Below are 23544 nucleotides of genomic sequence, written 5' to 3'. Positions count from 1 at the left end.
CGTTCTGGACAATTGTGCGGAACCTGCGCCCGTCACAATGAATGCGTCCTGACCCGGTAAGTTGATGGGCGCTGAACCTGATGGGATTCCGTAGCAGGCACTTTCCGACCTGAGGAGTGAGCACGCACCCTTGCCAACAGCTCATCTCTTCGGGAGCTGGCATGAGGATCTACTTCTACGTTGGTGCCGGACTACTGGCAGCCGCCACAGCCCTCAGCCTCGTTCTGAAGAGGTGGGATGTGGCTAGGGAACTTCGATGATCGTTAGTCTCGGCCCATGACCGGATTTCCTCAGCTACTTCACACGGTTCTCGACACTACGGATGTGCGAGGACTGGCGGAGTTCTACCGTCGACTGCTCGGACTTCAGTACCGGTCAGGAGATGAGCCCGCGGGTGAGGGCAGGCCCGACGATGTCGCTTGGCTCGTTCTCACTGATGGACAGGGCAACCGCAGGCTTGCTTTTCAGCAGGTTGATCACCTGAAGCGGACCACATGGCCCTTGCCTGATGTGCCGATGCAGATGCACCTCGATCTGACCGTTCCCGATCGGGAAGCTCTCGAGCATCACCATTCCAGGGCGCTGGCATTAGGGGCAGAGCTCCGCTTCGATCGGACGGGCGACCCGAACGAGCCGTTGTACGTTTATGCCGATCCGGCCGGTCATCCGTTCTGCATCTTCGTAGCCTGACATCCGCTGGTCCGTTGAAGGATGGCTGCACGAGTGGTGCCTCGTAGCCTCGCGCCAAGCGACATGGCAGTGCCATCGTTCTGCCCGGGCCATCGCGGAAACTTCCGGGAGATTCGGGGCGGCCCTGATCGACTGACAGGGGTCAGGGGTCAGGGGCCAGGGGTCGGAAGCTCCTCGGCTCAACCCGCTCATGATCGGGCTGCCCGCCGAGATGGTTTTCGATACGCCTCGACGGCCGAGTGCACAGGGATTCTTCACGCGGCCCTACACTTCGAGCCTCGCTGGTGCGACGATGACCTGACACTCTTCGAGATGGGGGACATCGATGAAGCCACTACATCCGCTCGGCGTCGCGCTGAGTATCGGGGCCGTCCTGATCGGTGCATGCTCCGCCTGCACCGCGGCCACGGGAGCGCCGTCCGAACCGCCTGAGTTCGTGTCGTTGCAGCAGGCGGTCGACGCGGTCGATGAGCAGGTCGGCTGCCTCGACGAGGTGGAAGAGCCGACGTCAGTCCACGACGCGGTCGGCCTGGTCACGACGGAGTCGATCAAGTGCACGGAGACTGTCGAAGTCTTCTACTTCGACCGCGCGGAGGATCTCGATCACGTCGTCACCACCCTGTCCGCCGCGGCGGAGGCCGACGGATCCATCCGGTTCGTGGAGGGCGGGAACTGGTTCGTCGTCGACTTCACCGAGGTCGCTGCCGGCGCGTCGCCCGACGGCACCCGTGATCTCGCTGGACTTGCCGAGGCGCTCGGCGCCGACTTCAGGGAAGTCCAGTAGCGACGCCTGCCGGGGTGACCGACCGCGTGGTGGCATCGTCGCCGAACGTCAGCGACACCTGTGTGTAGGAGACGTCGTTGAGCACCTGGACGCCCTCCAGGTCGGCCAACTGTTCCGCGGGTCGACGGGCGTGGAGCACCAGGCGCCGGACCTGGTCGGCAACGCCGTCCTGACCGAGCGACTTGAGCGCCGCCCACACCGGCACCCCGCGGGCGCGCCGTGACAACTCCGGGACGGTCTCGAAGGGATCGGCAGGGCCGGTCGCGTCATGGATCAGGTAGTCGGTGTGGAAACCCATGGCAGCACGCAGCGCGACGGTGTCGCGGACCATCGTGATTCCGCAGTCGTACGGCACGTTCAGCGTCTTGTGAACATCGGTACCCCACGAGTCCGCGCCCTCCAGCCCCGCCGTCAGGGCGGCCAGTTCCGGTACGGCGGCGGCCCACAGTCCGAAGGCGCCGTTCACATGGACCCACGCGCCGTGCGCCTTGGCCACCGTGATCGCCTCCCTGAAGGGATCGAAGGCACCGGAGTGCAGGTTCCCGGCCTGCAGGCAGACCAGCAGCGGAGTGCGGCCTGACGGGCGGGATCCGCTGTATCCGGTACCGGTCAGGGCGAGATCCAGGGCGCAGTCCAGTTCGCCCGGGTCGATGCGGCCCTGCCGATCGACGGGCACCACTGCGGGTCGGCCCAGTCCCAGATGTCGCAGGCCCAGATCGATCGTGTCGTGCCGCTCCGCGCCCACGAAGCAGCGGATGCGGGGCCCTCCGGCAAGGCCGTCGGCGTCGAGATCCCAGCCGGCGTCGGTCATCAGGCGCCACCGGGCGGCGGACAGGCCCGTGAAGTTGGCCATCGTCGCACCGGTGGTGAAACCGACATCGGCACCCCGGGGGAGGCCCAGGAGATCGAGCAGCCACGCCCCGGCGGCCTCCTCGATGGCCGCTGTGGCAGGGCTCGAGAAGCGGAGCGCCGAGTTCTGGTCCCACGCACTGACCAGCCAGTCCGCAGCCAGCGCCGCGGGCAAGGCTCCACCGATGACCCAGCCGAAGAAGCGTCCGGAGGGCATGGCCATCAGTCCGGGGTCCGCCTTCGTGGCGAGGTGGTCAACCACGTCGGCGGCCGGGGTCCCATGCCGCGGCAGGGGTCCGCCGAACTCCGCGGCGAGCTCCGTGGCGGTCAGGCTCGGGCCGACACGACGGTCGTCCTGGCTTTCCAGCCACTGCCGCGTGTGCCGGTGTGCTGCGGCCAAAGCGTCGCTGTACCGCTCCTCCGGTGCTGACATAGCAGCATGCCACGCCCGCGCACGGAGTTCAGCGCCCGGAGCGCGGGCGTGAGTACCGGCGGGTCAGGTCGGTCAGGGCGAGAGTCGCGATGATGATCGACACTGCGACGGCGGCCAGCATCACATAGAGCCCGGTCAGCATGGTCATGGGCGAACTTGCGTCGCGCAGGAAGCCGATCCCGCCGACCGCGCCGACGATCCAGAACAGGGCGACGCCGGCCAATGCGACGATCGACGGCAGAGCCCCCCGATTGCTCTTCAACCACTGCGTCGGTCGTGCCGATTCGAACCCCATGAGCGCCATGCTCCAAGTGTCGGGTTCGGGAAGTAGGAAGGGCGCTGACGACACGTATCGGTTGGGTCACAGTTCGGCCGCGTCCTCACCGGGGTGATCGGGCTGCGCACCGGCACCGCCAGTACGAGCCGGACAAGCTCAGGCGCGCTCGGCCTCGGCTCGTATCCCCTCGCGTGCGGCGGCGTGCCCGGACGACTGGTCGCGCACCTCCTGGCGGCGATCGAGTTCCTCCCGGAGCTCGTGGTGCCGGCCCTCCGTCTCCGGATCCACCTCACCCTCACGGATGTACTGAAGGTCCCGCGAGCGGTGGTTCCTGCTGTTCAGGATGTCCAGGTCGTCCCGGTCCACACTCGTCAGATCGTCCGGAAACTCCTTGTCCGGATCCAACCTGCTGCTGTCGCTCATTTCGCCCCGTTCCCGTCGTAGGTTCCCCAACCGTCTCGATTCTAGGGCCGGAACCGGAGCCGATACGCACGCCCTGCCCGTCAGATGCGCCTCCCGCAGACCGGCGTCCTGAGTGTCGGGGCGGGGCACGACCGCCGGTCGGACTCCCACCTGCGGAACGCCGACACCAGCAGAACGTGACAGGAGGACCGGCTCCGGCACCGCGAGACCTCGGCTGTTAGTCTGGCGCCACCCGATCGAGGAGCGCAGTGCCACCTGATATGGACCCGCACGACCTGACGCCCGGGCAGATCGAGCTGATCAATGAGGGCCGCAAGCTCGAGGGCGTTCATCTGACGATCTTCGGTTACTTCGGTGGCCCGGAGTTGCAGGGCGCCTGCATCGGTCGCATGCAGCTCGACGAGGACGGCCAACTCCCGGCATCCAACTACGACTCGCCCGAGGACCGGTTGAGGGAGCTCGTGCTCGCTCAACTACTCCGTGGGGCGCTGCGGCAGTCCATTCCAATCGTGCTCGCGGGGATCTTCGACGACGTCTTCGCCGTACGAACCCTGGAGGCCGCGGGTGGTGATATGCAGGAGTACATCACCTCCGCCGGCGCGCGGGTGGTGGAGCTGCTGCCACCGGCGTACCGGCACCACTACACGTCCGGTTTCCTCCAGCGCTTCGCCGTGGTGGCGGCCGAGGTGGCCTCGGACTTCGAACTCGGCTGGGAGGATCCGCGCACCTTCGCCCATGCGCTCGCCGCCTACTGCTTCGCCAAGAAGGGCATCAGGAACGCCGATACGGAGTACGGGGCCAACCTCGGAGCGATGAACCTGGACCGCATGATGGCGGGGCTGCTCGAGGACCCGACCGTACTCGAGGAGGCGTATCGTGCGGTCTCCGACAACGATGCCGCACCCGCCTGGTTCGTACCCTACGACCCGGCATCCCGGGTGAACCCCTACCTCTATCCGGAAGGGATGCCCAGCACCGAGCAGGTCGACCTGCTCGAGCACCAACTCACCCACGAGATCCCGGAGAAGTACGTGGGACCCGCACGCCGGCGAGCCCTGCAGGAGGGAACCCTGCTCGACATCAGCCCGTTCGCTTCACGCCGGTACTTCCTCTGCCCCGTGGCCGTCGAGCACACCGTCGTCGCCGCCCTCGGCCTTGCCGGCATGCCTCCGGACTCCGAATGGGAGGACCTGCTGCTGCAGACCGCATGGTACGGCGCCGCCGAACACCCCACGTGGAAGAGCTTCGATTACGTGGCCACCGGCTTCGAGGGTCAGCACCTGTACGTGGCGCTCGTCGCCGGTACCGACGAGATGGAGTCACCGGTGCTGACGATCCAGTACATCGGCGAGGTCATCGAGGAACCGGACGCGGGGGATTGACACCGAAGCAGCCCGGTGCCACCCCCGCCGGCGCCGACCCGGTCGTGCCCGGTGTCAGCCCTCGCACTCGGTGCAGTACCTGTCGCCGTTCTTCTCGCGGGCGAGCTGGGTGCGATGGTGGACGAGGAAGCACGACATGCAGGTGAACTCGTCCTCCTGCACGGGGACGACCAGTACCTGGAGTTCCTCGTCGAGGATCGCGCCCGGCAGGTCGAAACCTTCGGCGGTATCGACGTCCTCGGTGTCGATCACGGCCGTCTGCGTCGTTGCGCTGCGCTGGGCCTGGATCGCATCGAGCGACTCGTTGGCGGGCTGGTCCTCTTCGCGGACGCGCGGTGCGTCGTAATCGGTTGCCATGGCGGTGTCTCATCCTTCTGTTGTGGGGGAGTCGCAACAGGTTACATGCGCAAACAGGGAGCCTGTGACGCCGCATCGGCTGCCGCGGATCGGGCGACCGGGTGTAACCTGCCCTCCTGCCGCATTGCTCGCGCAGCACGGCAGGCCTCACCTCCCTGTGCGCGGCCGTCGTCGTCCTCGGCCGCGGGCTTGAGGGATCAGGATTCCTTTTTCGTCGGCGCCTCGTCGAGCAGTTCGCAGACGTCGGTGATGTCGCGGGCGGTGTTCTTGGTGACCTCGACGGACGTGGGCTCCAGAACGGCCGGATCCGCCGGGAACTCGAGGTCGACCGCCACTCGGCCCGCCTCGAAGTAGAGCAAGCCGGGGAACCCCTCCTCGGCGAAGACCTCGGCTTCGACGGCGCTCAACGGCCAGACGAGGGACGGCGCCCTGAGCGAGACGGAGACCTTCGTCCGGTCCGCAGAGATGCGCTCCGTGTACGGCCCGGACACGTCGAGCTCGTCGAGGAACGCGTCGTCGGACTCGCGGGTGAGGTCGACCGTGGAACCGGCACGTAGTCCCCATCCGTGTCCTGCGGCGGCCCGCCGGGTGGTTCGTCCGTGGTCTCCGCTCCGGCAGGTGCGACGCCGGCGGTGAAGGTCAGTGCGAGCAGCAGGGGGAGATAGCGGTATCTACCGGGGTCTTTCACGGTGGCTCCTCGGCCATGCGGGATCGCGCGCGCCCGGTATCCCGCCTGATGAACGGGATTCATTGCCTACGAGGCGACGAGAGCGGTGGTGGTGCCGCAAGAGGCGTCGGTGTGCGACGCCACGGGCAGCGTAGTTCCGCTTTGCGCCTCAGTCAACGGGCTCTCGGTGCCCTCGTCCCGACGCTCTTCCAGGACGAGGGCCGCGGCGCAGGGCGGCGCTTCAAGCGCGTTCCCGCCTGCCCCGATGGAGCGTATCCGTCCTATGCCCGGAGACCCTTCCCGCCGTCAGCTGCAGGTCGTCGAGCGATCCGTGCGATTCCTTCTGCCCGGGGAGGCCGATGACCCTCACGAGCCCGGCGAGGCATCCGACGATCACGACCGACAGGACCGCGAGCAGTGGGACGTTCGGACCCGGTCGGGAGTCGCTCCGCTCGATGGCGACGGATTCCGCGCTCGCCGTGGCCGATGCCGAAGGACTGGCCGTCGGCGTCGGCGACGGCGTGGCACGGGGCGATAGTTCGGCAGGGCTCGTGGTCACCGGAGCCGCCTCCGTAGGCTCTTCGACAGGGACCTCGAGCGGCACTTCGGGGGCGACGTCGGGAACGACACCGGGAGCGACCGGCGCGAGGATCGAGGGCCCGACCTGCTCGACGGGCGCGACGGGAGGCGGCGGAGGAGCGGGGGTGTCGGTCGGAGGCGCGGGGTCGGTCGCCGGCGGAGGAGTGGGCGGCGGAGGAGTGGGCGCGACTGGGGTGGGCGCGATTGGGGTGGGTGTGACTGGGGTGGGTGTGACTGGGGTGGGTGTGACTGGGGTGGGCGTGACTGGGGTGGGCGCCGGCGCCGTGGGACGGCCGGGCGGCGTCGGGGGCTCGTTCCCGGGCGGAGGCGGTGGAGGGACAGGATCCTGGGGAGCTCGAGGCACCGAGGCAAGGGGAGGGGCCGGCGCCTGAGGGCCCGGACTCGGGACGACAGGAGCCGGCGACGTGGTGGGCGGCGTGGGTGGATCGTCGGCGAACGCCGCCGGCACACCGAAGGTCAGGCCGGCCGAGATGACGACGGCAGCGCAGAACGTCCGCTTCAGCGCATTGCTCATGATTCCCCCAGTCCGCGGGCCCAGCGCCCACGTCGGACAGCTTATCCTTCAGAAGCAGCGTCGTTCTGCGCGCCGGGGGAGAAAGTCCTGCCGGTCCCGGTCATCGAGCTCTGCATGGGCCGCAGGGGTCGAGGCTCGGTCAGGGTGATCCGGTCGGAGCTGTCGCCAGGGTCTGGAGGCCGGTGACCCGCAGCAGGTCCAGTCTCGCCTCGTCCTCGGAGCCGGGAACCACCGTGTAGACGACGACGCGCAGGTCGCTTCCCGGCACGGTGAGGACGTCGCAGTCGACGCTGATCGGGCCGACGGGGGTACCCGTGACGGTCTTGCGGCTCGAGCGGTGCTCGGCGACCCGCGCTTCCGCCCAGCGCCGCTCGAACTCCGCCGAAGCGGCCCGGAGCCCAGCGACGAGCCGCCCCAGCTCGGTGTCGTTCGGGTAGCGCCCTACCGCGGTGCGCAGGTCGGCAGCGAGGTCGCTCGCGAAGTCGTCGGCGTGCCGGTCGTCGAACTCCGTACCCTCGTGGCCGGAGGTGAAATGACGCCACACGAGGTTCCGTTCGAGCCCGGTCAGCGCGGAGGGGTCCCCGTTGAGGGCTGCCCAGAGCGGGTTCCAGAGCAGGATGTCGTGCGCGGCGCTGAAGACGGCAAGCGGGACGTCCCCCAGGCGATCGACGATCCGCTGCACGCCGGGCGAGATGTGCCGGGGCACCTGGCCCGACGGCGGCGCGGCGCCGGCGGCACGATAGAGGTGGTCCCGCTCGCTGTCGGACAGTCGCAGGGCGACGGCGAGCGCGCCGAGTAGCTGCGGCGAGGGATGGGTGGCCCGTCCCTGCTCCAGCCGGACCACGTAGTCGACGCTGATGTTGGCGAGGGAGGCGAGTTCCTCGCGCCGGAGCCCCACGCTCCTGCGGCCGGCACCCGCGGGAAGCCCGACCTCCCGGGGTGTCAGCCGCTCACGCCAGGATCTGAGCACACTGGCGAATTCGTCGTCGGCGCTCACGTCGGCTCGCCCTCCCTGGGTGGCACTCCCGGTCCTACCGTCCAGGGGTGCCTTGGCGTCCGGACGCGCGGGGCACAGAGTGAACTCATGACAACAACACTAATCACAGGGGCCAACAAGAGCCTCGGCCTCGAAACAGCGCGCCGCCTGATCGATGCCGGCCACACCGTCTACGCGGGGATGCGCGACGTGGCGAACGGGGACGCCGCCCGCGAGCTCGGGGCCCACGTCGTCGAACTGGACGTGCTGGACCAGGCGAGCGTCGACGCGGCGCTCGGGACCCTCCCGGCCCTCGATGTCCTGATCAACAATGCGGGGATCCTCGGCACCTCCTACGGCATCGACGACCTCACCCCGGAGGTCATGCAGGGCGTGCTCGAGACCAACGTGGTGGGCATCGTCCGGGTGACACAGGCGGCACTGCCCCTGCTGCAGGCGTCGGAGCAGCCGGTGATCGTGAACGTCGCCTCGGGGGTTGGCTGGCCCCGCAGTCTCTCCACGGAGGGATCGGACGAATTCGCGGTCCCCGTCATCCCGTATGCGGCGTCGAAGGCGGCCGTGATCGCGCTCACCGTGCAGTATGCGAAGAACCTGCCGGCGTTCCGCGTCAACGTCAGCGACCCCGGCTACACGGCGACCGACTTCAACGGCCACGGCGGGCACCAGACGGTGACGGAGGGGACGGACGCGACGGTCGCACTCGCTCTCGTCGGCGCGGACGGGCCGACCGGGGAGTTCCACAACCGGTTCGGGCGGATCACCTACTGAGTCACCGGTGAGCCGGGAGCCGTGGCCGACGGACCGCCGTCGTCCACGGCTCTCGACCGGAGCGATGATCCTGAGCGAGGACCTGCCCGAGTTCCACTGGCGGCCTCACGGCGCCCGGATGACTGAGCGCGCGCAGGTCAGGGGCCTGCGCTGGTCTCCAGCGGGTGGTGTGCCAGCTTCGCGGCGACGCCGCCCCGGACGATCCGCTGCGCCGCGGTCGAGGGCTTGCGCCCTGCCTGGTCCGTCACGCTCGCCGTGAACTCCTCGCCGAGGGTGAGGCGGGGGTAGGCGGCCAGGACCTCGCGCACCAGGCCCCCCGGCAGGACGTCTGCCCGGGCGCCGCTGATGTCCAGCCCCGTGGCGATCTCCAGCAGGTACCCCTCGACGTCCACCGACGGGTCCACGGAGGGCCAGTTGTGGCGGACGATCACCTCGAGTGCCCGGCGTCGTCGTTCGGGTGCCCAGCCTGCACCGGTGGTCAGTGCGACGGCGACGTGCCCGCCGGCCTCCTCGTAGGACAGCGCCACGTTGTCGTAGGCGGGAACCAGCCCGATGTCGTGCAGGATGGCGGAGGTGTACAGCAGCTCGTGATCGATGTCTCGCCGGTCCTCGACCCGCGCGAACGCCTCCGCCCAGAGCCACGACCGCACCACGTGGTTGAGGACGGCGGGTGAATGGTGGGAGGCCGCCAGCTCGAGTGCCGCTGCGGCTGCCGGGGTGGCGGGGGCGATGAAGTCGTGCAGATGCATGGCGCCATCATCGCAGACGTGCCGGGTGCCTCCGCCCCTGGCTGCGGGAGTTACTGCAGCAACCAGCGCACGGCCTCGTCACGGTCCAGGAAGAACCGGATGTCGGAGGAGGATTTCACGGTGAAAGCGGTCAGCACGAGGTCGACGGCATCCGAGCCGACGATCGCGATCCTCGCCGGATGCTCGTACCCGATGATCGCCTTCCGTGCATCCCAGGTGATCTCCTTCAGGCCCGTCACCTCCACCAGCAGGGGGAGTGTCGACTCGCTGGAGGCCGCCATCGCCGCGCCCACGCGCGAGATGTCCGCCTGATGGATCACGAGGCGCGGGGCCCACTGCAGCCGGAGCACGAAGGGCAGGACCGTGAGCGAGAACCGGCGCGCCTCATCGGCGGCTTCCTGCACGGTACGGCTGTCCGCCACTATCGATTCCATCCCTGTCCAGCGCCTCCCGGGCGGTCCCATCGACACGCCGAGGCGCGGGTCAGGACATCAGTTGGGCCGCCGTGGGCGGCAGGCCGCGCAGGAGGGCGACGGCCGGTCGGTATTCGGCGCTGGAACCGGGGCGGATGGGTGAGCGGGGCGCGTCAGAGCCGCCAGGCAGGCAGGCCGTCCCACAGGCCGCGCCCCGGGAGGCCTTCGATGAGCTGCCGGACGCCGGGGGCGAGGGCGGGGAGCCCGTCCACCACGGCGATCAGCGGAGCGTAGTGCCGCAGCTCAGCCATCTCGTTGGCGAAGTGCAGCGCCCTGGCATGATCCACGGTGAGGCCCACGCCGCCCGCCGCCACCGCTTCGAGGGCCGGCTGGGCCCCGCCGAAGAGCACGGCGTGCGCCAGATCGGCGGCCGTCGTGTCTGGGTCCTCGAGAGCGGCGCTGTCCCACGCGCGCAGGGCAGTCCCTTCCTTGGAACGGACGCCGAGCACTTCTCCCTCATATGCCATGGTTCCCCCGGATGGTGATTCGCTGACTGGAAGTTCCAGAGTCGCAGCCACCGGTTCCCACCTACAAGACAGCACAAGCCCGATCCGGAAGTTGTTAGCCCCCCGTTACCTGTACTCACGCGCCCGCGCCCACCGATGGCGCACGGGCCCACCTCGTCCGGCGGAGCACGCCGTGCCAGACTGGAACGCATGTGTCCCCGTTCCGCGAAGCCGCAGCCGCCCTCCACGACCCCGAGCAGTAGCCCCTCCCCGAGGGGAGGAGCCGGGCAACGCCACCTCGCCATGCGCCTCGACGACGCCTGGCTCCGGCTGCAGACCCGCCTCGCGGTGCGACGCGGCAGGGTGGAGACGGTCATCCCGTACACCGGGTACGGCACGACGTCGTGGGTGCGGGTACTCGGCCGCGTGGTTCTCAGCGACCCGCGTGACACGGGGCGGGGTTCGGAGGCCGGTCCGCTGAAGCCACTGGCCGAGGGCATGCGCGGCTGGCGCAACTTCACGAGCGCCCCGGTCCCGCACGCCGTCGTCCATGTCACCATCGGGGACACCGTGCATGACGTCGAGGCAGACCGCGGCGGCGTGGTGGATTCCCGCATCCCGGTGACCCTCGACGCCGGCTGGCACACCATCACTGTGCAGTCCGGCGAGTCGAAGGTCGTCGAGGCCCCGGTGCGGATCGTCGCGGACGGCACGGAGTTCGGCGTCGTCTCGGACATCGACGACACCGTCATGGTGACGGCCCTGCCCCGGCCGTTCCTGGCCGCGTGGAACACGTTCGTGCTGGACGAGCACGCCCGGACCCCGACGCCCGGCATGGCCGTGCTCTACGAGCGGATCGTCCGGTCGCTTCCCTCGGCGCCCGTCCTGTACCTGTCGACGGGTGCCTGGAACGTCGCGCCCACGCTGTCCCGCTTCCTCTCCCGCAACCTGTACCCGGCGGGGCCGAAACTGCTCACCGACTGGGGCCCCACCCGCGACCGCTGGTTCCGCAGCGGCCAGGAACACAAGCGGACGTCCCTGGAGCGTCTCGCCGAGGAGTTCCCCGACGTGAAGTGGCTCCTGGTGGGTGACGACGGCCAGCACGACGAGTCGATCTACTCGGAGTTCGCGCAGCGCCACCCGCAGAACGTCCGCGCCATCGCGATCCGCCAGCTCTCCACGGGCGAGGCGGTCCTCGCGGGCGGACGCTCCAAGACCGGGGTCCAGCCGACGCCGGGCATCCCATGGATCTACGCGCCCGACGGCGCGGGTATGTCCGACCGGCTCGCGGACCTCGGCATCATCCAGAAGGATCCGGACCTCGCCGACGTGCCCGATGTACCGGAGGAGCCCGAGTCGGCCTGACGGGCGGGTGGCCGCGCGTCATTCTTCCGCCGATCCTTGATGCACACAGCGGCCTGTCGTAGCGTGTGGTTCCAGGTACAGCCGGTCAGCGACTCCCGCAGGGGAGTGTGGGTGCCCCCATGCGGGCCTGACATTCGTACGCCGCCCCGCCGCGCCCCCTCGCGGTCATCCGCCTTTCGACCGATCCCATGCCCTCCGGGCGACGGACGGCACGCACGAAGAGGACCCGATGTCGTCACCGTCCTACCCCGCACTCTCCTACGAACTGTATCCACCGCGGAACGCCGAGGCGGAGGAGTCGCTGTGGACGACCATCCGCCGGCTCGAGGACACCCGGCCCGACTTCGTCTCCGTCACCTACGGCGCCGCCGGCAGCAACCACGAAGCCGCGATCGCCCTGCTGCGGCGCCTGCTCACCGAGACCACGCTGAAGCCACTGGCGCACCTGACGTGCATCGGCAGCAGCCGCGAGGAACTGACAGGCATCGTCGAACGGCTGATCGGCGGGGGAGTGCGCGGCATCCTCGCGCTGCGCGGTGATGCGCCGGACGGTCACCCCCAGGACGCGGACGGGATCCAGGCGGGCGACGTCGAGTACGCCGACGGGCTCGTACGCCTCATCCGCGAGGTCGAGACCCAGCACACCGCGCAGCTGGCCGCCGGACGGGTCTCCGTGGGCGTGGCCGCCTACGCCACCCGCCACCCCGACTCGCCCTCCCTGGAGCAGGACGTCGAGGTGCTCCTGGCGAAGGAGGCCGCCGGAGCGGACTTCGCGATCACCCAGGTGTTCTTCCGGCCCTCCGACTATGCGGACCTCGTCCGCCGTGCGCGCCGCGCCGGTGTCACCCTGCCGATCATCCCGGGCGTCATGCCCCTGACGAGCACGCGGCGGCTGAAGAGGCTCAGCGGGCTCGCGGGCATCGACGTCGACCAGGGCCTGTGGGACCGGCTGGAGGGCGCGCGCACCCCGGAGGAGCGCCGCCGCGTCGGCGTCGCGGCCACCGTGGAACTCGCGCGGGCAGCACTCGGGGACGGCGCTCCGGGCATCCACCTCTACACCTTCAACGAGCATGCCGCAGCACTGGACGTCCTCGACGCCCTCGACCTCGAGCGACCCCCGCAGGCAGGCCTCGCGGCATCCCTGTAGGGAGGCCGGCGAGCAGGCACCGGCATCGGACAAGTAGTCACCGTGGACGGCGGATTCTCCGTCCACTAGATCCATTCCACAGGGAGATGGCATCCGACCGGCTGACTCCCTGACGATGAGTACCGGCTGAGACCGCGCCACGCCACTCCGGCCCTACCGCATGGTGATCGCGGCCTCGATGACCCGAGCGGCTTTGGCCGCGCCGTCTTCTTTCGCGTACGCCTCGCGTACCTCGGAGGCGGCGGTGCGGAAGCCCGGGTCTGTGAGAACGCGTTGCACGGCGTCGACGAAGGCGGGCTTTGATACGTCTTTCGGCGACACCGCGATGGCATTGCCGCGGCGCTCACAGGCGCGAACGTGCCAGGTCTGCTCCGGCTGCAATCCCATCCCCACGAACGGCACGCCCGTCGCGCATGCCGTCTGTACCGTTCCCTGCCCGCCGTGCACGACCGCGGCATCCACCAAGCCGCCGAGCTCATGTGCCGGCAGCAGGTTGGTCAGGTGCACATTGGCGGGCACGGCGTCGCCGGGCTCCAGGTAGTGCAGAATCGGCGCGACGACGTGAACCGACAACTCCCCGAGTGCCCGCGCCGCCGCGAGCGCGAGCGCCCGATCGGCGGAGGAGCCGAGTGCGAGGTAGATCAGCGGTTCGGATGCCGAGGCCAGCTCGTTGACGATCGGCGGGACGGGTGCGTCGATATGAGCAAAAATCGGGCCGATGCGCTCGAACCCGGTGGGAATCCGAAAGCCTTCCAGTTCCCACGGCATCTCGGTGAGCAGGTTCCGGTCCGCGGTCAGCAGTGACGCGACCGTGCGAAGCGGCGGAGCGCCGTTGGTCTTCGCGACCTTGGTGAACGACCGCGGAGCGAGCGGAGCGCGCATGTAGGTCCAGCGGAACAGCGAGGTGGCGACACGGTCAGCCGCCCGCGCGGGCCGGCCACTGCCGCGGACGAGCTCCATACGCGTGGTCTGCTTCACCTGCGCGATGGTGAGCGCGAACGGCACCGGATAGAACAGCGGTACCTTTTCGGCGCGCGCCGAGATGAAGGACGTGAGATTCGATCCCGTCACCACGGCGGGCGCCGCCAGCTCGCGGATGAGTCTCCGCTCGACATCGACGCGTGCCCTGACCAGCTCGGTGGTGAACGGTGTCCGCAACGCGCGGCCCTGGTCGAAGGCGATCGCCTGTCGGCGCTCGGCTGCCGACCACGATGGTGCGCACGCACGATACTCGAAGCCGGCATCCACGATGAGCGAGACGTAATCGTCCTCGTAACCCATGAACACCGGGCGGTGAATCGGATCGAGCGCACGCGCGACCTGAATCATGCGAGTCGTCTCGGCCAGGTTGAAGGTCACCGGGCAGAAGAGGACATCGGCCATTCTAGATCCCGTCGAGCAGCTGTCGCAGCGCTGTGAGCGCGCGGTCGGAGGTGGCGACATCCGCTCCGGCGGCACAGAGAGCTCTTAGGCATCCCCGCGGCCTCGATGATGCGGTTGAGAGAGGATGCTTCGTACGCCTGCGTGACGAAGGCGTGCGCCGCGGCGTCGAAGATGCGCGCCTCTCGTTCACGCGACAAGGGCTGCGGTGTTCTGCCCATAGCGTGAGCCTATCCTTCCTGTGCCGAGGTGGTGTGTGAACTACGAGACCGCGTACGCGAGTCATCGTTGCGGAACCTGGTCGAGGCCGCCCGGCTCGTGCGCACGCCGGTTCCCGCGCCCGGCTAGAGGGCCGGTCCACTCGACCGGGGACCGGTCCCGCGGCTAGGAGCCGTCCCGAACGTCTGCGAGCGTCGCGCGGGTGAAGCGGACGTCCCGGAAGGTGGCCCAGGTGCCGGTCCCGGAGGGGGACTGCGCCACGAAACCGGCTCGCAGGGGTTCGGCCGCAGGGCGGTCCAGGGCGAAGTAGCGCACCAGGTCCCAGCGGTCGCCGTCGGAGGAGGCGTGGAGCGCGAAGGCGGAGCCGAACCGGCTCATGCGCAGGTACACGCCCGCCTCGTCGATGGGCCAGCCGTTGCTGTCGTCCGAGGCGCCGTTCCGGGTGACCACGGTAACCACCCGGGGAATCCCGGCGGGGTCCCGTTCGGCACACGCCTTGAACCATGTGTCGTCGTCGAACCAGCCCAGCAGCACGCCGGAGTCGAAGTCCGCGGTGAAGCCCGCAGCGACGCGTGCCTGCAGCTGGAAGTCGCCGTCGATCGGTGCCGTCCACCGTTCCGCGTCCGGGCGGGGGGACGCCGGCCCGCTGGGGTCGAGGAACAGGTCCGCACCGGCGCCCGCCGTCAGGCGGACACCGTCGTCGCTGATGACGGGCGCATCCGGTGCCGGTGCACCGGAGGCTTCGAGCGGGAAGGGCAGGCCGGGAACGTCGATGCGTGCAGTCATGCCCGCATCGTCGCACGCCCGGCGAGGGTCACGAGTCGCCCACCGCCCGTCGCGCGGACGCGACGACCGCGGGGACGGCCGCCTTGAGCTTGTCGCCGAAGACGACGGCGCCGACACCCACGAGCGCCGTGCCGAGGATCATCCGCTGCGCGGTGCGTCGCCGGCCGCTCCAGCCACCGGCCACCGCCGCATTCGCAGGGTCGAGCGAGGGACCGTAGAGGTTGCCCGTCGAGTCCTCCGCGGACTCCTTCTTCGACAGCTGGCTGAACTCCGCCTGCACCGCCATGCTCTTCTCCACCTTGGCGGGCATGAGCCGGTGCTGCCGCACCATGGAGCGACCGATCCGGCCGACGGCGATCTCGCGGACCGGCTTCTCGACGACCGCGAGGATCATCTTGGCCACATGGTCCGCGGGGAAGACGGGAGGCATGGCCACCACGCGCCGGCCGGTGTAGTTCGCCGCATGGTGGAAGAACGGGGTGTCGATGGTCGGTGGGAGCACAGTGGACACGTGGATGTGCTTCTTCTTCTCCAGCATCAGTTCCGAGCGGAGGCTCACGCCGAGCGCTCGCACGGCGGCCTTCGCCATGGAGTAGGCGGAATTGTAGGGCTGCGGGACCACCCCGAGGATGGAGGAGACGTTGACGAGGACGCCGGAGCCCTGCTGCTGCATCTGCCCCAGTGCGGCGCGCGCCCCGTATACGTACCCCATGAGATCGACATCGATCACGCGCTGGAAGTCGTGGAGCGGGACCTCCAGGAACGGCGAGAAGGCGGCTACGGAGGCGTTGTTCACCCAGACGTCGATCCGTCCGAACTCCTCGACGGCCCGGCTCGCGAGCTCCTGGACGGCATCGTGGTCCGAGATGTCCGTGGGGACGGCGATGGCGCGGGACCCGAGGGCCGTGCACTCCGCGACGAGGGATTCGAGGGCCTCCACGCGCCGGCCGGCCAGGACGAGGCTCGTCCGGCGGCGCGCGAACCGCAGGGCGGTGGCGCGGCCGATGCCGCTCGCCGCCCCGGTGATGACGACCACGCTGTTCCTGATGCGCATTGGATCTCCTCCTCGGCAGGTTCCGGACGGCGGGCGGATGTGCTCGCCCTGTCCGAAGCTACGGATCGACCGCCGGCGGCGCAACGGCTGATCAGCGATCGGCGGTGGGTGCGTATCCGGTGGCCGTATGCTTCGGCCCGATGCTCTGGCTCCGGAGGATGTCGGCGAGCTGGTCCATGAACAGCCGTACGCGTGCGTCGTCGGCGTCACCCGTCCGCAGCGCGAAGATGCTGCGGGCGAGGCGGATCTCCGGGACGTCGAGCGCCACGATGCCCTCGGGCCGGTTGACCATGGCGAGTTCGGGGACGAGGGCTGCGCCGAGCCCGGCGGCCGTGAGCTCCAGGCTGGCATTGAAGTCGTCGCAGTACGCGGCGATCCGGGGGTGGAGGTTGCAGCTGGCGAAGAGCCGCTCGATCACGGTGGCGTCGGCGGTGCCCGGATGATGCATGATCCAGGGCATGTCCGCGAGCTGGTCCGCCGTGACGCGGGAGCCGCTGCGGATACCCCAGCTCGCGGGCAGGATGACCCGGAAGTCGTCGTCGCCGATCCACTGGCGGCTGAGCGTGGAAGGCCAGGCGAGACCTGCCTGGCCCACCTGGTAGACGAGCGCGAGGTCGAGGTCGCCACCGCTCCGCAGCCCCTGGATGGCGTGCGCGGGTTCCCCGACGAACAGGCGCAGCGACACCCCGAGCCGCTGCCACTCCGGCATGCGGAGCAGTCGCGGCAGGGCGAAGGTCGCGAGGCTCGGGAAGATCCCGAGCCGGAGCTCGTGCGCCGGGCCGGACCCGGCGCGGGCCGTCGAGGCGAGCAGGGCGTCGATGTCCGTGAGGACCTTCGCCGCGTGCCGTGCCATGGCGAGCGCCGCGTCCGTGGGGATGGCGCTCCGCGCGGCGCGGGTGAAGAGGGTGGCGCCCGTGTCGCGCTCGAGGGCGGACATCTGCTGGGACACGGCGGACGCCGTATAGCCCAGGTTGACGGCGGCCCCGCTGAAGGACCCGTGACGGATGACCTCGAGCAATGTCCGCAGGTGGACAGGGTTGACCATCTCTCTCCCTTGCAGTCGTCCAGCGGTTTCTCCGAACGGATCGCGTCGAGCTTACCGGGGGTAGCCGGGGGACCGGCCGGCGCGCCGGTCGTCGTCGTCCCCGACCCGGCTCGTGCCCGCCGGGGACCGACACGACACGCCAGAAAAAGTGCGACACGAAAATTCTTGCGCCTGTGTGGAAGTCCTCCACAGCGTGTGGACCGGGACCGCGAAACCAGCCGAGTTCGGCGCGTTTCCGGGGTTCCGCCGGGCGCGGATCTGTGGACATCGTGTGGACTACTCACTCCCGGAATGACATACTTGTAATACATCATGTAGGGGTATGTCCCAACGGCCCGCACTAGATGTAGTATCGAGGGACAGAAACAACCGCTGCACAGCATGAGCCGCAAGGTGCGAGAAACCCCAGATTTCTTCCCCATTTCCGGGGCCGCGCCGCTCATGTCTCGACAGCACGCTGCTGGTATGAAATCAGCAGCCGAATGAGGAAAAGGGGATCAGGATATGACCGTCACGGTTTACACGAAGCCGGCTTGCGTTCAGTGCAATGCCACCTACCGCGCTCTGGACAAGAAGGGCATCGCCTACCAGAGCGTCGACATCTCGCAGGACCCGACGGCGCTCGAGCGCGTCCGGTCGATGGGCTACATGCAGGCCCCCGTCGTCATCACCGACAACGATCACTGGTCCGGCTTCCGTCCTGACAAGATCAGCGCCCTCGCGGACTCGGCCGTCAGCTCCGTAGCCTGAGCGGAACCCTCCGGGGTTCCCCAGCGTGGCATCGCCATGAGCGCTCTCGCCGTGGACGACCAGGCTCCCTCCGCATCCCCCATCGGGGATGCGGAAGGGCCGGTGACCGACGCCCCGCTGATCTACTTCTCGTCGGTCTCCGACAACACCCACCGCTTCGTCACGAAGCTGGGGGTCCGGGCCGCCCGCATGCCGCTGCTCACCAAGGAGCCGACCCTGCAGGCAACCCGCCCGTACGTCCTGGTCCTCCCCACCTACGGAGGGATCACCGGCAAGGGCGCGGTGCCCCGGCAGGTCGTCAAGTTCCTGAACAACGAGCAGAACCGCACCCTCCTCCGGGGGGTCATCGGGGCGGGGAACACCAATTTCGGTGAGACCTACTGCCTTGCCGCCGACATCATCGCGGCCAAGTGCCACGTGCCGGTGCTGTACAGATTCGAAGTCATGGGCACGTCCGAGGACGTGGACCGAGTAACCAAAGGATTGGAAGAGTTTTGGACATGAGTGTTGCAGAGACGGAGACGGGCGCACCCGCTGCCGCGGCGGACCGCTTCAAGGACCTGGGCTATCACGAGCTGAACGCGATGCTCAACCTGTACGGACCGAACGGGGAGATCCAGTTCGACGCCGACCGCGAGGCTGCGCACCAGTACTTCCTGCAGCACGTGAACAACAACACGGTCTTCTTCCACGACCTCGAGGAGAAGCTCGACTACCTCGTGAAGAACGAGTACTACGAGCGCGAGACGCTCCACCAGTACACGATGAACTTCATCCGCGACCTCTTCAAGCGCGCCTACGCCAAGAAGTTCCGGTTCGAGACCTTCCTCGGCGCCTTCAAGTACTACACCTCGTACACGCTGAAGACGTTCGACGGCAAGCGCTACCTCGAGCGCTACGAGGACCGCGTCTGCATGGTCGCCCTGCACCTGGCCCGCGGCAACGAGCAGCTCGCCGAGCAGATGGTCGACGAGATCATCGACGGCCGCTTCCAGCCCGCCACCCCCACCTTCCTCAACGCCGGCAAGCGCCAGCGCGGCGAGCTCGTCTCCTGCTTCCTCCTCCGCATCGAGGACAACATGGAGTCGATCGGCCGGTCCATCAACTCGGCCCTGCAGCTCTCCAAGCGCGGCGGAGGCGTCGCCTTCGCCCTCACCAACATCCGCGAGGTCGGCGCACCGATCAAGCAGATCGAGAACCAGTCCTCCGGCGTCATCCCCGTGATGAAGCTCCTCGAGGACAGCTTCTCCTACGCGAACCAGCTCGGCGCCCGCCAGGGTGCCGGTGCCGTGTACCTGCACGCCCACCACCCGGACATCAACCGCTTCCTCGACACCAAGCGCGAGAACGCGGACGAGAAGATCCGCATCAAGACGCTGTCCCTCGGCGTCGTGGTCCCCGACATCACGTTCGAGCTCGCCAAGCGCGACGAGGACATGTACCTGTTCTCCCCGTACGACGTCGAGCGCGTCTACGGCATGCCGTTCTCCGACATCTCGGTCACCGAGAAGTACTACGAGATGGTGGACGACGCCCGCATCAAGAAGACCAAGATCAAGGCCCGCGAGTTCTTCCAGACCCTCGCGGAGATCCAGTTCGAGTCCGGCTACCCGTACATCATGTTCGAGGACACCGTGAACCGGGCCAACCCGATCGAGGGCAAGATCATCATGTCCAACCTGTGCTCCGAGATCCTCCAGGTCTCCGAGCCCACCACGTATAACGAGGACCTGTCCTACGACCAGGTGGGCAAGGACATCTCCTGCAACCTCGGCTCGCTGAACATCGCGAAGACCATGGACTCGCCCGACTTCGGCCGGACCATCGAGACCGCGATCCGCACCCTCTCGGCCGTCTCGGACATGAGCCACATCAGCTCGGTGCCCTCGATCGCCAAGGGCAACGACGCCTCGCACGCCATCGGCCTCGGCCAGATGAACCTGCACGGCTACCTCGCCCGGGAGCGGGTCCACTACGGCTCCGAAGAGGGCCTGGACTTCACCAACATCTACTTCTACTCCGTGGTGTACCACTGCATCCGGGCGTCGAACCTGATGTCCATCGAGACCGGTCGCCGATTCGCCGGCTTCGAGAAGTCCAAGTACGCCAGCGGCGAGTTCTTCGACAAGTACACCGACCAGGTGTGGGAGCCGGCGACGCCGCGCGTGCGTGAGCTGTTCGCCGATGTGCACATCCCCACGCAGGAGGACTGGCGTGCCCTGAAGGCCTCGGTCATGGAGCACGGCATCTACAACCAGAACCTGCAGGCCGTGCCGCCGACCGGTTCCATCTCGTACATCAACAACTCGACGTCCTCCATCCACCCGGTGGCGTCGAAGATCGAGATCCGCAAGGAAGGCAAGCTGGGCCGCGTCTACTACCCGGCGCCGTACCTGACCAACGACAACCTGGAGTACTACCAGGACGCGTACGAGATCGGCTACGAGAAGATCATCGACACCTACGCCGCTGCCACGCAGCACGTGGACCAGGGCTTGTCCCTGACGCTGTTCTTCAAGGACACCGCCACCACGCGCGAGATCAACAAGTCCCAGATCTACGCCTGGCGCAAGGGCATCAAGACCGTCTACTACATCCGTCTCCGCCAGCTCGCGCTGGAAGGGACCGAGGTGGAGGGTTGCGTCAGTTGCATGCTGTAGGCAACGAATTTTGGCTTCGAAGAGTTCGATACTTGAACCGTCGAAGTAGTTAAAGGCTTGAGGGGCCATGCGGAAACATGACCCCTCAAAAAGTCCCGGTAGTGAGACTTTCCAAAGTAGACCCTTGGACTGTCGAGCTTACAGGAGTCGTTGGTCGTCAGTCGACGACCCTCCGCCCGGGCCCTCCCCAAGAAGGGAGGTGGTCGCAGTGCCAGTAGTACGACGTACTATCCGCCGCACCATCCGGATCACTGTCCGTCCTCGCTGATCGCGTTGGTCGGAGCTTGTGAGCATCGATAGACAGGAAGGAGTTTCCATCATGGCCAAAGGATCTTACCGAAGCGCGATTACGGGACGATACGTCACCGCCAAGCACGGGAAGGCGAGCCCTCGCACGACCGTGAAAGAATCGAAGTAGCGGGACATAAGCGGTGCTTTAGCCGCTGACGGGTAGGAGGGGCGGCGACAACTGCCTCCCCTCCTACTCATGTCGAGCGTTCGAAGGAACCTACTCAGGGCATCAAACGGAACATCAGAGCGACCTACAGTTGCAAACCAGACAAGGAATCAACCCATGAGCGAGAAACTGAAGCTCGTCGACCGGGTCCAGGCCATCAACTGGAACCGCATCCAGGACGACAAGGACGTGGACGTCTGGAACCGCCTGGTGAACAACTTCTGGCTGCCGGAGAAGGTGCCGCTGTCCAACGACGTCCAGTCGTGGGCCACGCTGACGCCGGAGGAGCAGCAGCTCACCATGCGCGTGTTCACGGGGCTGACCCTGCTCGACACCGTGCAGGCGACGGTCGGGGCGGTCAGCCTCATTCCCGATGCGATCACCCCGCACGAGGAGGCCGTGCTGACGAACATCGCGTTCATGGAGTCGGTGCACGCCAAGAGCTACTCGTCGATCTTCTCCACTCTGGCCTCCACCAAGGAGATCGACGAGGCGTTCCGCTGGTCCACGGAGAACGTGAACCTGCAGAAGAAGGCGCACATCGTCACGGATTACTACCGCGGCGACGATCCCCTGAAGCGCAAGATCGCCTCGACGCTGCTCGAGAGCTTCCTGTTCTACTCCGGCTTCTACCTGCCGATGTACTGGTCCTCGCGGGCCAAGCTCACGAACACGGCGGACCTGGTGCGCCTGATCATCCGTGACGAGGCCGTCCACGGGTACTACATCGGGTACAAGTACCAGCGCGGACTGGAGAGCGCGACGCCGGAGCGCCGCCAGGAGCTCAAGGACTACACATTCGAGCTGCTCTTCGAGCTGTACGAGAACGAGGTCCAGTACACGCACGACCTCTACGACTCCGTGGGCCTGGCCGAGGACGTCAAGAAGTTCCTGCACTACAACGCCAACAAGGCGCTGATGAACCTGGGCTACGAGGCGATGTTCCCGTCGTCCGTGACGGACGTGAACCCGGCGATCCTCTCGGCGCTGTCCCCGAACGCCGACGAGAACCACGACTTCTTCTCCGGCTCGGGCTCCTCGTACGTGATCGGCAAGGCCGTGAACACCGAGGACGAGGACTGGGACTTCTAGTACTCGGTCTTGGAACACTGCCGCCGTCCAGCGTGAAGCCATCCATCTGGCCTATGACGGCGGAATGACCAACGCCGAGGTCGCCGACCATCTTGGTGTCCTGATACCGACGGCGAAGACCCGCATTCATGATGGCATCAAACGGCTTAGCTCCTACCTGCACGACTCAGCATGACCTGGACACGCGGGCACGATGCACGGGCTGCCGGGAAGCGTTACGGCCGGATGCTTTCGGGCTCGGCGTCGGGCTCTAAGTTGTTCAATAGGTTGTTCACGGCACGCTGAGCTGGTCCCGGCAAGAGACCGGTCATGAAGGATGGAACAGGCAAAGGGGAGTGAACGCTTGTGGCTGCATGGTATCCGGATGAAGTTCTCTTGGCTGGCCGGGAGAACCTGGACGTGGAACATGTGGCCCGGTACGACGGCAAGATGAATTCCCGGGCAGAGGACGAGGTTTCGCTGCTTCGGGAGTACGGGCTGACCGTCGGGTCTCGGATTGTGGAGTTTGGGGCAGGGACCGGACAGTTCACGGCGGCGGCTTCACGGGCGGGCGCGCATGTCACCGCGGTGGATGTCTCAGAACCGATGCTCGAGTACCTGCGACGGAAAATCGATCACCAGCATCTGAAAAACGTTGATCTGGTCCACGCCGGGTTCCTCAGCTTCGTCCCGGAGGGTGAACCAACTGATGTCGTGTACTCGCGATACGCGTTGCATCACCTTCCTGACTTCTGGAAAGCGGTAGCGCTTGTGCGGATGGGTCAGCTCATGAGGCCGGGTGGCATTCTTCGCCTCTGGGACGTTGTTTACGATTTCGACCCGGCCGATGCGGACCAGCGCATCGAAGCATGGTGTGCCCTGGGTGGAACAGACGTCGACGGTGAGTGGAGCCGGGCCGAGCTCGAAGAGCACGTCCGCGACGAACACTCCACCTTCCGCTGGATCCTAGACCCCATGATCCTGAAAGCAGGATTCACGATTCTGGACTACTCCTACTCGCCGGAGACCTTCGATGCGCAGTACGTCCTACAGCGGACGGCTTCCTGAGCCTCAGGCGGTATGCGCGTTTGATTGAGCGATCTGATGGTGCAAGGCGAACTTCACGGTGGGCCATTCGTCATCGATGATCGAATACACAATGGTGTCGCGGATCGTGCCGTTCTCCTCGTACGCTTGTAAA

Annotated in this window: 25 protein-coding genes and 1 pseudogene; 12 read left to right on the top strand and 14 right to left on the bottom strand. The window is 67.5% G+C overall.

Annotated elements, in window-relative coordinates; all coding sequences use genetic code 11:
- Positions 1-276: 276 nt before the first annotated feature.
- Positions 277-690 (top strand): VOC family protein, encoded by a 414-nt coding sequence (locus AC4D2O_RS08100; protein ID WP_490906289.1) that lies wholly within the window; start codon positions 277-279, stop codon positions 688-690.
- A 325-nt stretch (positions 691-1015) separates the two neighbouring features.
- Positions 1016-1474 (top strand): hypothetical protein, encoded by a 459-nt coding sequence (locus AC4D2O_RS08095; RefSeq protein ID WP_490906288.1) that lies wholly within the window; start codon positions 1016-1018, stop codon positions 1472-1474.
- On the opposite strand, the gene AC4D2O_RS08090 is transcribed toward AC4D2O_RS08095, so the two are convergent.
- The 3 genes from AC4D2O_RS08090 to AC4D2O_RS08080 all read right to left on the bottom strand — a co-directional run bounded on the left by AC4D2O_RS08090 (position 1458) and on the right by AC4D2O_RS08080 (position 3456).
- Positions 1458-2756, bottom strand: coding sequence for a pyridoxal phosphate-dependent decarboxylase family protein (locus AC4D2O_RS08090; protein ID WP_490906287.1), 1299 nt, complete (start codon positions 2754-2756; stop codon positions 1458-1460). The genes AC4D2O_RS08095 and AC4D2O_RS08090 overlap by 17 nt on opposite strands.
- 28 nt (positions 2757-2784) lie before the next feature.
- Positions 2785-3060: a hypothetical protein gene (locus AC4D2O_RS08085; RefSeq protein ID WP_490906286.1), complete on the bottom strand. Its 276-nt coding sequence runs from the start codon at positions 3058-3060 to the stop codon at positions 2785-2787.
- Positions 3061-3189: 129 nt separating this feature from the next.
- The gene (locus AC4D2O_RS08080) at positions 3190-3456 is read right to left on the bottom strand and encodes a hypothetical protein (protein ID WP_490906285.1); all 267 of its coding nucleotides are present in this window, start codon (positions 3454-3456) and stop codon (positions 3190-3192) included.
- A 248-nt stretch (positions 3457-3704) separates the two neighbouring features.
- Here AC4D2O_RS08080 and AC4D2O_RS08075 point away from each other — a divergent pair, with 248 nt between their 5' ends.
- Positions 3705-4838, top strand: coding sequence for a hypothetical protein (locus tag AC4D2O_RS08075; protein ID WP_490906284.1), 1134 nt, complete (start codon positions 3705-3707; stop codon positions 4836-4838).
- 54 nt (positions 4839-4892) lie between these two features.
- On the opposite strand, the gene AC4D2O_RS08070 is transcribed toward AC4D2O_RS08075, so the two are convergent.
- The 4 genes from AC4D2O_RS08070 to AC4D2O_RS08055 form a co-directional block, all read right to left on the bottom strand.
- Entirely contained in the window at positions 4893-5195 is a 303-nt protein-coding gene (locus AC4D2O_RS08070) for a DUF4193 domain-containing protein (protein ID WP_490906283.1), read from the bottom strand.
- 197 nt (positions 5196-5392) lie between these two features.
- The gene (locus tag AC4D2O_RS08065) at positions 5393-5686 is read right to left on the bottom strand and encodes a hypothetical protein (protein ID WP_490906282.1); all 294 of its coding nucleotides are present in this window, start codon (positions 5684-5686) and stop codon (positions 5393-5395) included.
- A 417-nt stretch (positions 5687-6103) separates the two neighbouring features.
- Positions 6104-6421 (bottom strand): hypothetical protein, encoded by a 318-nt coding sequence (locus AC4D2O_RS08060; protein ID WP_490906280.1) that lies wholly within the window; start codon positions 6419-6421, stop codon positions 6104-6106.
- Between the two features lie 694 nt (positions 6422-7115).
- Positions 7116-7973: a helix-turn-helix transcriptional regulator gene (locus AC4D2O_RS08055; protein WP_490906278.1), complete on the bottom strand. Its 858-nt coding sequence runs from the start codon at positions 7971-7973 to the stop codon at positions 7116-7118.
- A gap of 87 nt (positions 7974-8060) precedes the next feature.
- Between AC4D2O_RS08055 and AC4D2O_RS08050 the strand changes: the two genes are divergently transcribed.
- The gene (locus AC4D2O_RS08050; protein ID WP_490906277.1) at positions 8061-8741 is read left to right on the top strand and encodes an SDR family NAD(P)-dependent oxidoreductase; all 681 of its coding nucleotides are present in this window, start codon (positions 8061-8063) and stop codon (positions 8739-8741) included.
- Between the two features lie 137 nt (positions 8742-8878).
- On the opposite strand, the gene AC4D2O_RS08045 is transcribed toward AC4D2O_RS08050, so the two are convergent.
- From AC4D2O_RS08045 to AC4D2O_RS08035, 3 genes are all read right to left on the bottom strand, one after another.
- Complete coding sequence (locus AC4D2O_RS08045; protein ID WP_490906276.1) at positions 8879-9490, bottom strand: HD domain-containing protein; 612 nt, start codon at positions 9488-9490, stop codon at positions 8879-8881.
- Positions 9491-9540: 50 nt separating this feature from the next.
- The gene (locus tag AC4D2O_RS08040; RefSeq protein WP_490906274.1) at positions 9541-9924 is read right to left on the bottom strand and encodes a hypothetical protein; all 384 of its coding nucleotides are present in this window, start codon (positions 9922-9924) and stop codon (positions 9541-9543) included.
- A gap of 152 nt (positions 9925-10076) precedes the next feature.
- A complete protein-coding gene (locus tag AC4D2O_RS08035; RefSeq protein ID WP_490906273.1) occupies positions 10077-10430 on the bottom strand; it encodes a hypothetical protein in 354 nt (117 codons plus the stop codon).
- Between the two features lie 189 nt (positions 10431-10619).
- Between AC4D2O_RS08035 and AC4D2O_RS08030 the strand changes: the two genes are divergently transcribed.
- Positions 10620-11774, top strand: coding sequence for an App1 family protein phosphatidate phosphatase (locus AC4D2O_RS08030; protein WP_490906272.1), 1155 nt, complete (start codon positions 10620-10622; stop codon positions 11772-11774).
- Between the two features lie 229 nt (positions 11775-12003).
- Positions 12004-12921: a methylenetetrahydrofolate reductase gene (locus AC4D2O_RS08025; protein ID WP_490906271.1), complete on the top strand. Its 918-nt coding sequence runs from the start codon at positions 12004-12006 to the stop codon at positions 12919-12921.
- Between the two features lie 153 nt (positions 12922-13074).
- On the opposite strand, the gene AC4D2O_RS08020 is transcribed toward AC4D2O_RS08025, so the two are convergent.
- From AC4D2O_RS08020 to AC4D2O_RS08005, 4 genes are all read right to left on the bottom strand, one after another.
- Complete coding sequence (locus AC4D2O_RS08020; RefSeq protein ID WP_490906269.1) at positions 13075-14304, bottom strand: glycosyltransferase; 1230 nt, start codon at positions 14302-14304, stop codon at positions 13075-13077.
- A gap of 381 nt (positions 14305-14685) precedes the next feature.
- A complete protein-coding gene (locus AC4D2O_RS08015; protein WP_490906268.1) occupies positions 14686-15306 on the bottom strand; it encodes a DUF1349 domain-containing protein in 621 nt (206 codons plus the stop codon).
- Between the two features lie 28 nt (positions 15307-15334).
- Positions 15335-16360, bottom strand: coding sequence for an SDR family oxidoreductase (locus AC4D2O_RS08010; protein ID WP_490906266.1), 1026 nt, complete (start codon positions 16358-16360; stop codon positions 15335-15337).
- A 91-nt stretch (positions 16361-16451) separates the two neighbouring features.
- Positions 16452-17405 (bottom strand): LysR family transcriptional regulator, encoded by a 954-nt coding sequence (locus AC4D2O_RS08005; RefSeq protein WP_490906265.1) that lies wholly within the window; start codon positions 17403-17405, stop codon positions 16452-16454.
- Positions 17406-17909: 504 nt separating this feature from the next.
- On the opposite strand from AC4D2O_RS08005, the gene nrdH reads away from it, so the two are divergent.
- From nrdH to AC4D2O_RS07975, 6 genes and pseudogenes are all read left to right on the top strand, one after another.
- Complete coding sequence (gene nrdH, locus AC4D2O_RS08000) at positions 17910-18155, top strand: glutaredoxin-like protein NrdH (protein WP_105030477.1); 246 nt, start codon at positions 17910-17912, stop codon at positions 18153-18155.
- 36 nt (positions 18156-18191) lie between these two features.
- Positions 18192-18659, top strand: coding sequence for a class Ib ribonucleoside-diphosphate reductase assembly flavoprotein NrdI (nrdI, locus tag AC4D2O_RS07995; RefSeq protein WP_490906263.1), 468 nt, complete (start codon positions 18192-18194; stop codon positions 18657-18659).
- Positions 18656-20815, top strand: coding sequence for a class 1b ribonucleoside-diphosphate reductase subunit alpha (nrdE, locus tag AC4D2O_RS07990; protein WP_490906261.1), 2160 nt, complete (start codon positions 18656-18658; stop codon positions 20813-20815). The genes nrdI and nrdE overlap by 4 nt, the downstream gene beginning before the upstream one ends.
- Before the next feature lie 574 nt (positions 20816-21389).
- A complete protein-coding gene (gene nrdF, locus AC4D2O_RS07985) occupies positions 21390-22364 on the top strand; it encodes a class 1b ribonucleoside-diphosphate reductase subunit beta (RefSeq protein WP_490906260.1) in 975 nt (324 codons plus the stop codon).
- A 37-nt stretch (positions 22365-22401) separates the two neighbouring features.
- Positions 22402-22539 (top strand): annotated as a pseudogene (locus tag AC4D2O_RS07980) (RNA polymerase subunit sigma); the annotation flags it as partial.
- Between the two features lie 170 nt (positions 22540-22709).
- Positions 22710-23411, top strand: a complete 702-nt coding sequence (locus AC4D2O_RS07975; RefSeq protein ID WP_490906259.1) for a class I SAM-dependent methyltransferase — start codon at positions 22710-22712, stop codon at positions 23409-23411.
- Positions 23412-23544: the final 133 nt, after the last annotated feature.

This window comes from Arthrobacter sp. TJ-238 (assembly GCF_058269215.1).
This window is presented reverse-complemented; position numbering and strand designations above follow the sequence as displayed.

Bases quoted from the DNA above. Each gene is read 5' to 3' on its own strand.
- AC4D2O_RS08100 (WP_490906289.1), top strand. From the start codon at position 277: ATGACCGGATTTCCTCAGCTACTTCACACGGTTCTCGACACTACGGAT.
- AC4D2O_RS08095 (WP_490906288.1), top strand. From the start codon at position 1,016: ATGAAGCCACTACATCCGCTCGGCGTCGCGCTGAGTATCGGGGCCGTC.
- AC4D2O_RS08090 (WP_490906287.1), bottom strand. From the start codon at position 2,756: ATGTCAGCACCGGAGGAGCGGTACAGCGACGCTTTGGCCGCAGCACAC.
- AC4D2O_RS08085 (WP_490906286.1), bottom strand. From the start codon at position 3,060: ATGGCGCTCATGGGGTTCGAATCGGCACGACCGACGCAGTGGTTGAAG.
- AC4D2O_RS08080 (WP_490906285.1), bottom strand. From the start codon at position 3,456: ATGAGCGACAGCAGCAGGTTGGATCCGGACAAGGAGTTTCCGGACGAT.
- AC4D2O_RS08070 (WP_490906283.1), bottom strand. From the start codon at position 5,195: ATGGCAACCGATTACGACGCACCGCGCGTCCGCGAAGAGGACCAGCCC.
- AC4D2O_RS08050 (WP_490906277.1), top strand. From the start codon at position 8,061: ATGACAACAACACTAATCACAGGGGCCAACAAGAGCCTCGGCCTCGAA.
- AC4D2O_RS08045 (WP_490906276.1), bottom strand. From the start codon at position 9,490: ATGCATCTGCACGACTTCATCGCCCCCGCCACCCCGGCAGCCGCAGCG.
- AC4D2O_RS08040 (WP_490906274.1), bottom strand. From the start codon at position 9,924: ATGGAATCGATAGTGGCGGACAGCCGTACCGTGCAGGAAGCCGCCGAT.
- AC4D2O_RS08035 (WP_490906273.1), bottom strand. From the start codon at position 10,430: ATGGCATATGAGGGAGAAGTGCTCGGCGTCCGTTCCAAGGAAGGGACT.
- AC4D2O_RS08030 (WP_490906272.1), top strand. From the start codon at position 10,620: ATGTGTCCCCGTTCCGCGAAGCCGCAGCCGCCCTCCACGACCCCGAGC.
- AC4D2O_RS08025 (WP_490906271.1), top strand. From the start codon at position 12,004: ATGTCGTCACCGTCCTACCCCGCACTCTCCTACGAACTGTATCCACCG.
- AC4D2O_RS08020 (WP_490906269.1), bottom strand. From the start codon at position 14,304: ATGGCCGATGTCCTCTTCTGCCCGGTGACCTTCAACCTGGCCGAGACG.
- AC4D2O_RS08015 (WP_490906268.1), bottom strand. From the start codon at position 15,306: ATGACTGCACGCATCGACGTTCCCGGCCTGCCCTTCCCGCTCGAAGCC.
- AC4D2O_RS08010 (WP_490906266.1), bottom strand. From the start codon at position 16,360: ATGCGCATCAGGAACAGCGTGGTCGTCATCACCGGGGCGGCGAGCGGC.
- AC4D2O_RS08005 (WP_490906265.1), bottom strand. From the start codon at position 17,405: ATGGTCAACCCTGTCCACCTGCGGACATTGCTCGAGGTCATCCGTCAC.
- nrdH (WP_105030477.1), top strand. From the start codon at position 17,910: ATGACCGTCACGGTTTACACGAAGCCGGCTTGCGTTCAGTGCAATGCC.
- nrdI (WP_490906263.1), top strand. From the start codon at position 18,192: ATGAGCGCTCTCGCCGTGGACGACCAGGCTCCCTCCGCATCCCCCATC.
- nrdE (WP_490906261.1), top strand. From the start codon at position 18,656: ATGAGTGTTGCAGAGACGGAGACGGGCGCACCCGCTGCCGCGGCGGAC.
- nrdF (WP_490906260.1), top strand. From the start codon at position 21,390: ATGAGCGAGAAACTGAAGCTCGTCGACCGGGTCCAGGCCATCAACTGG.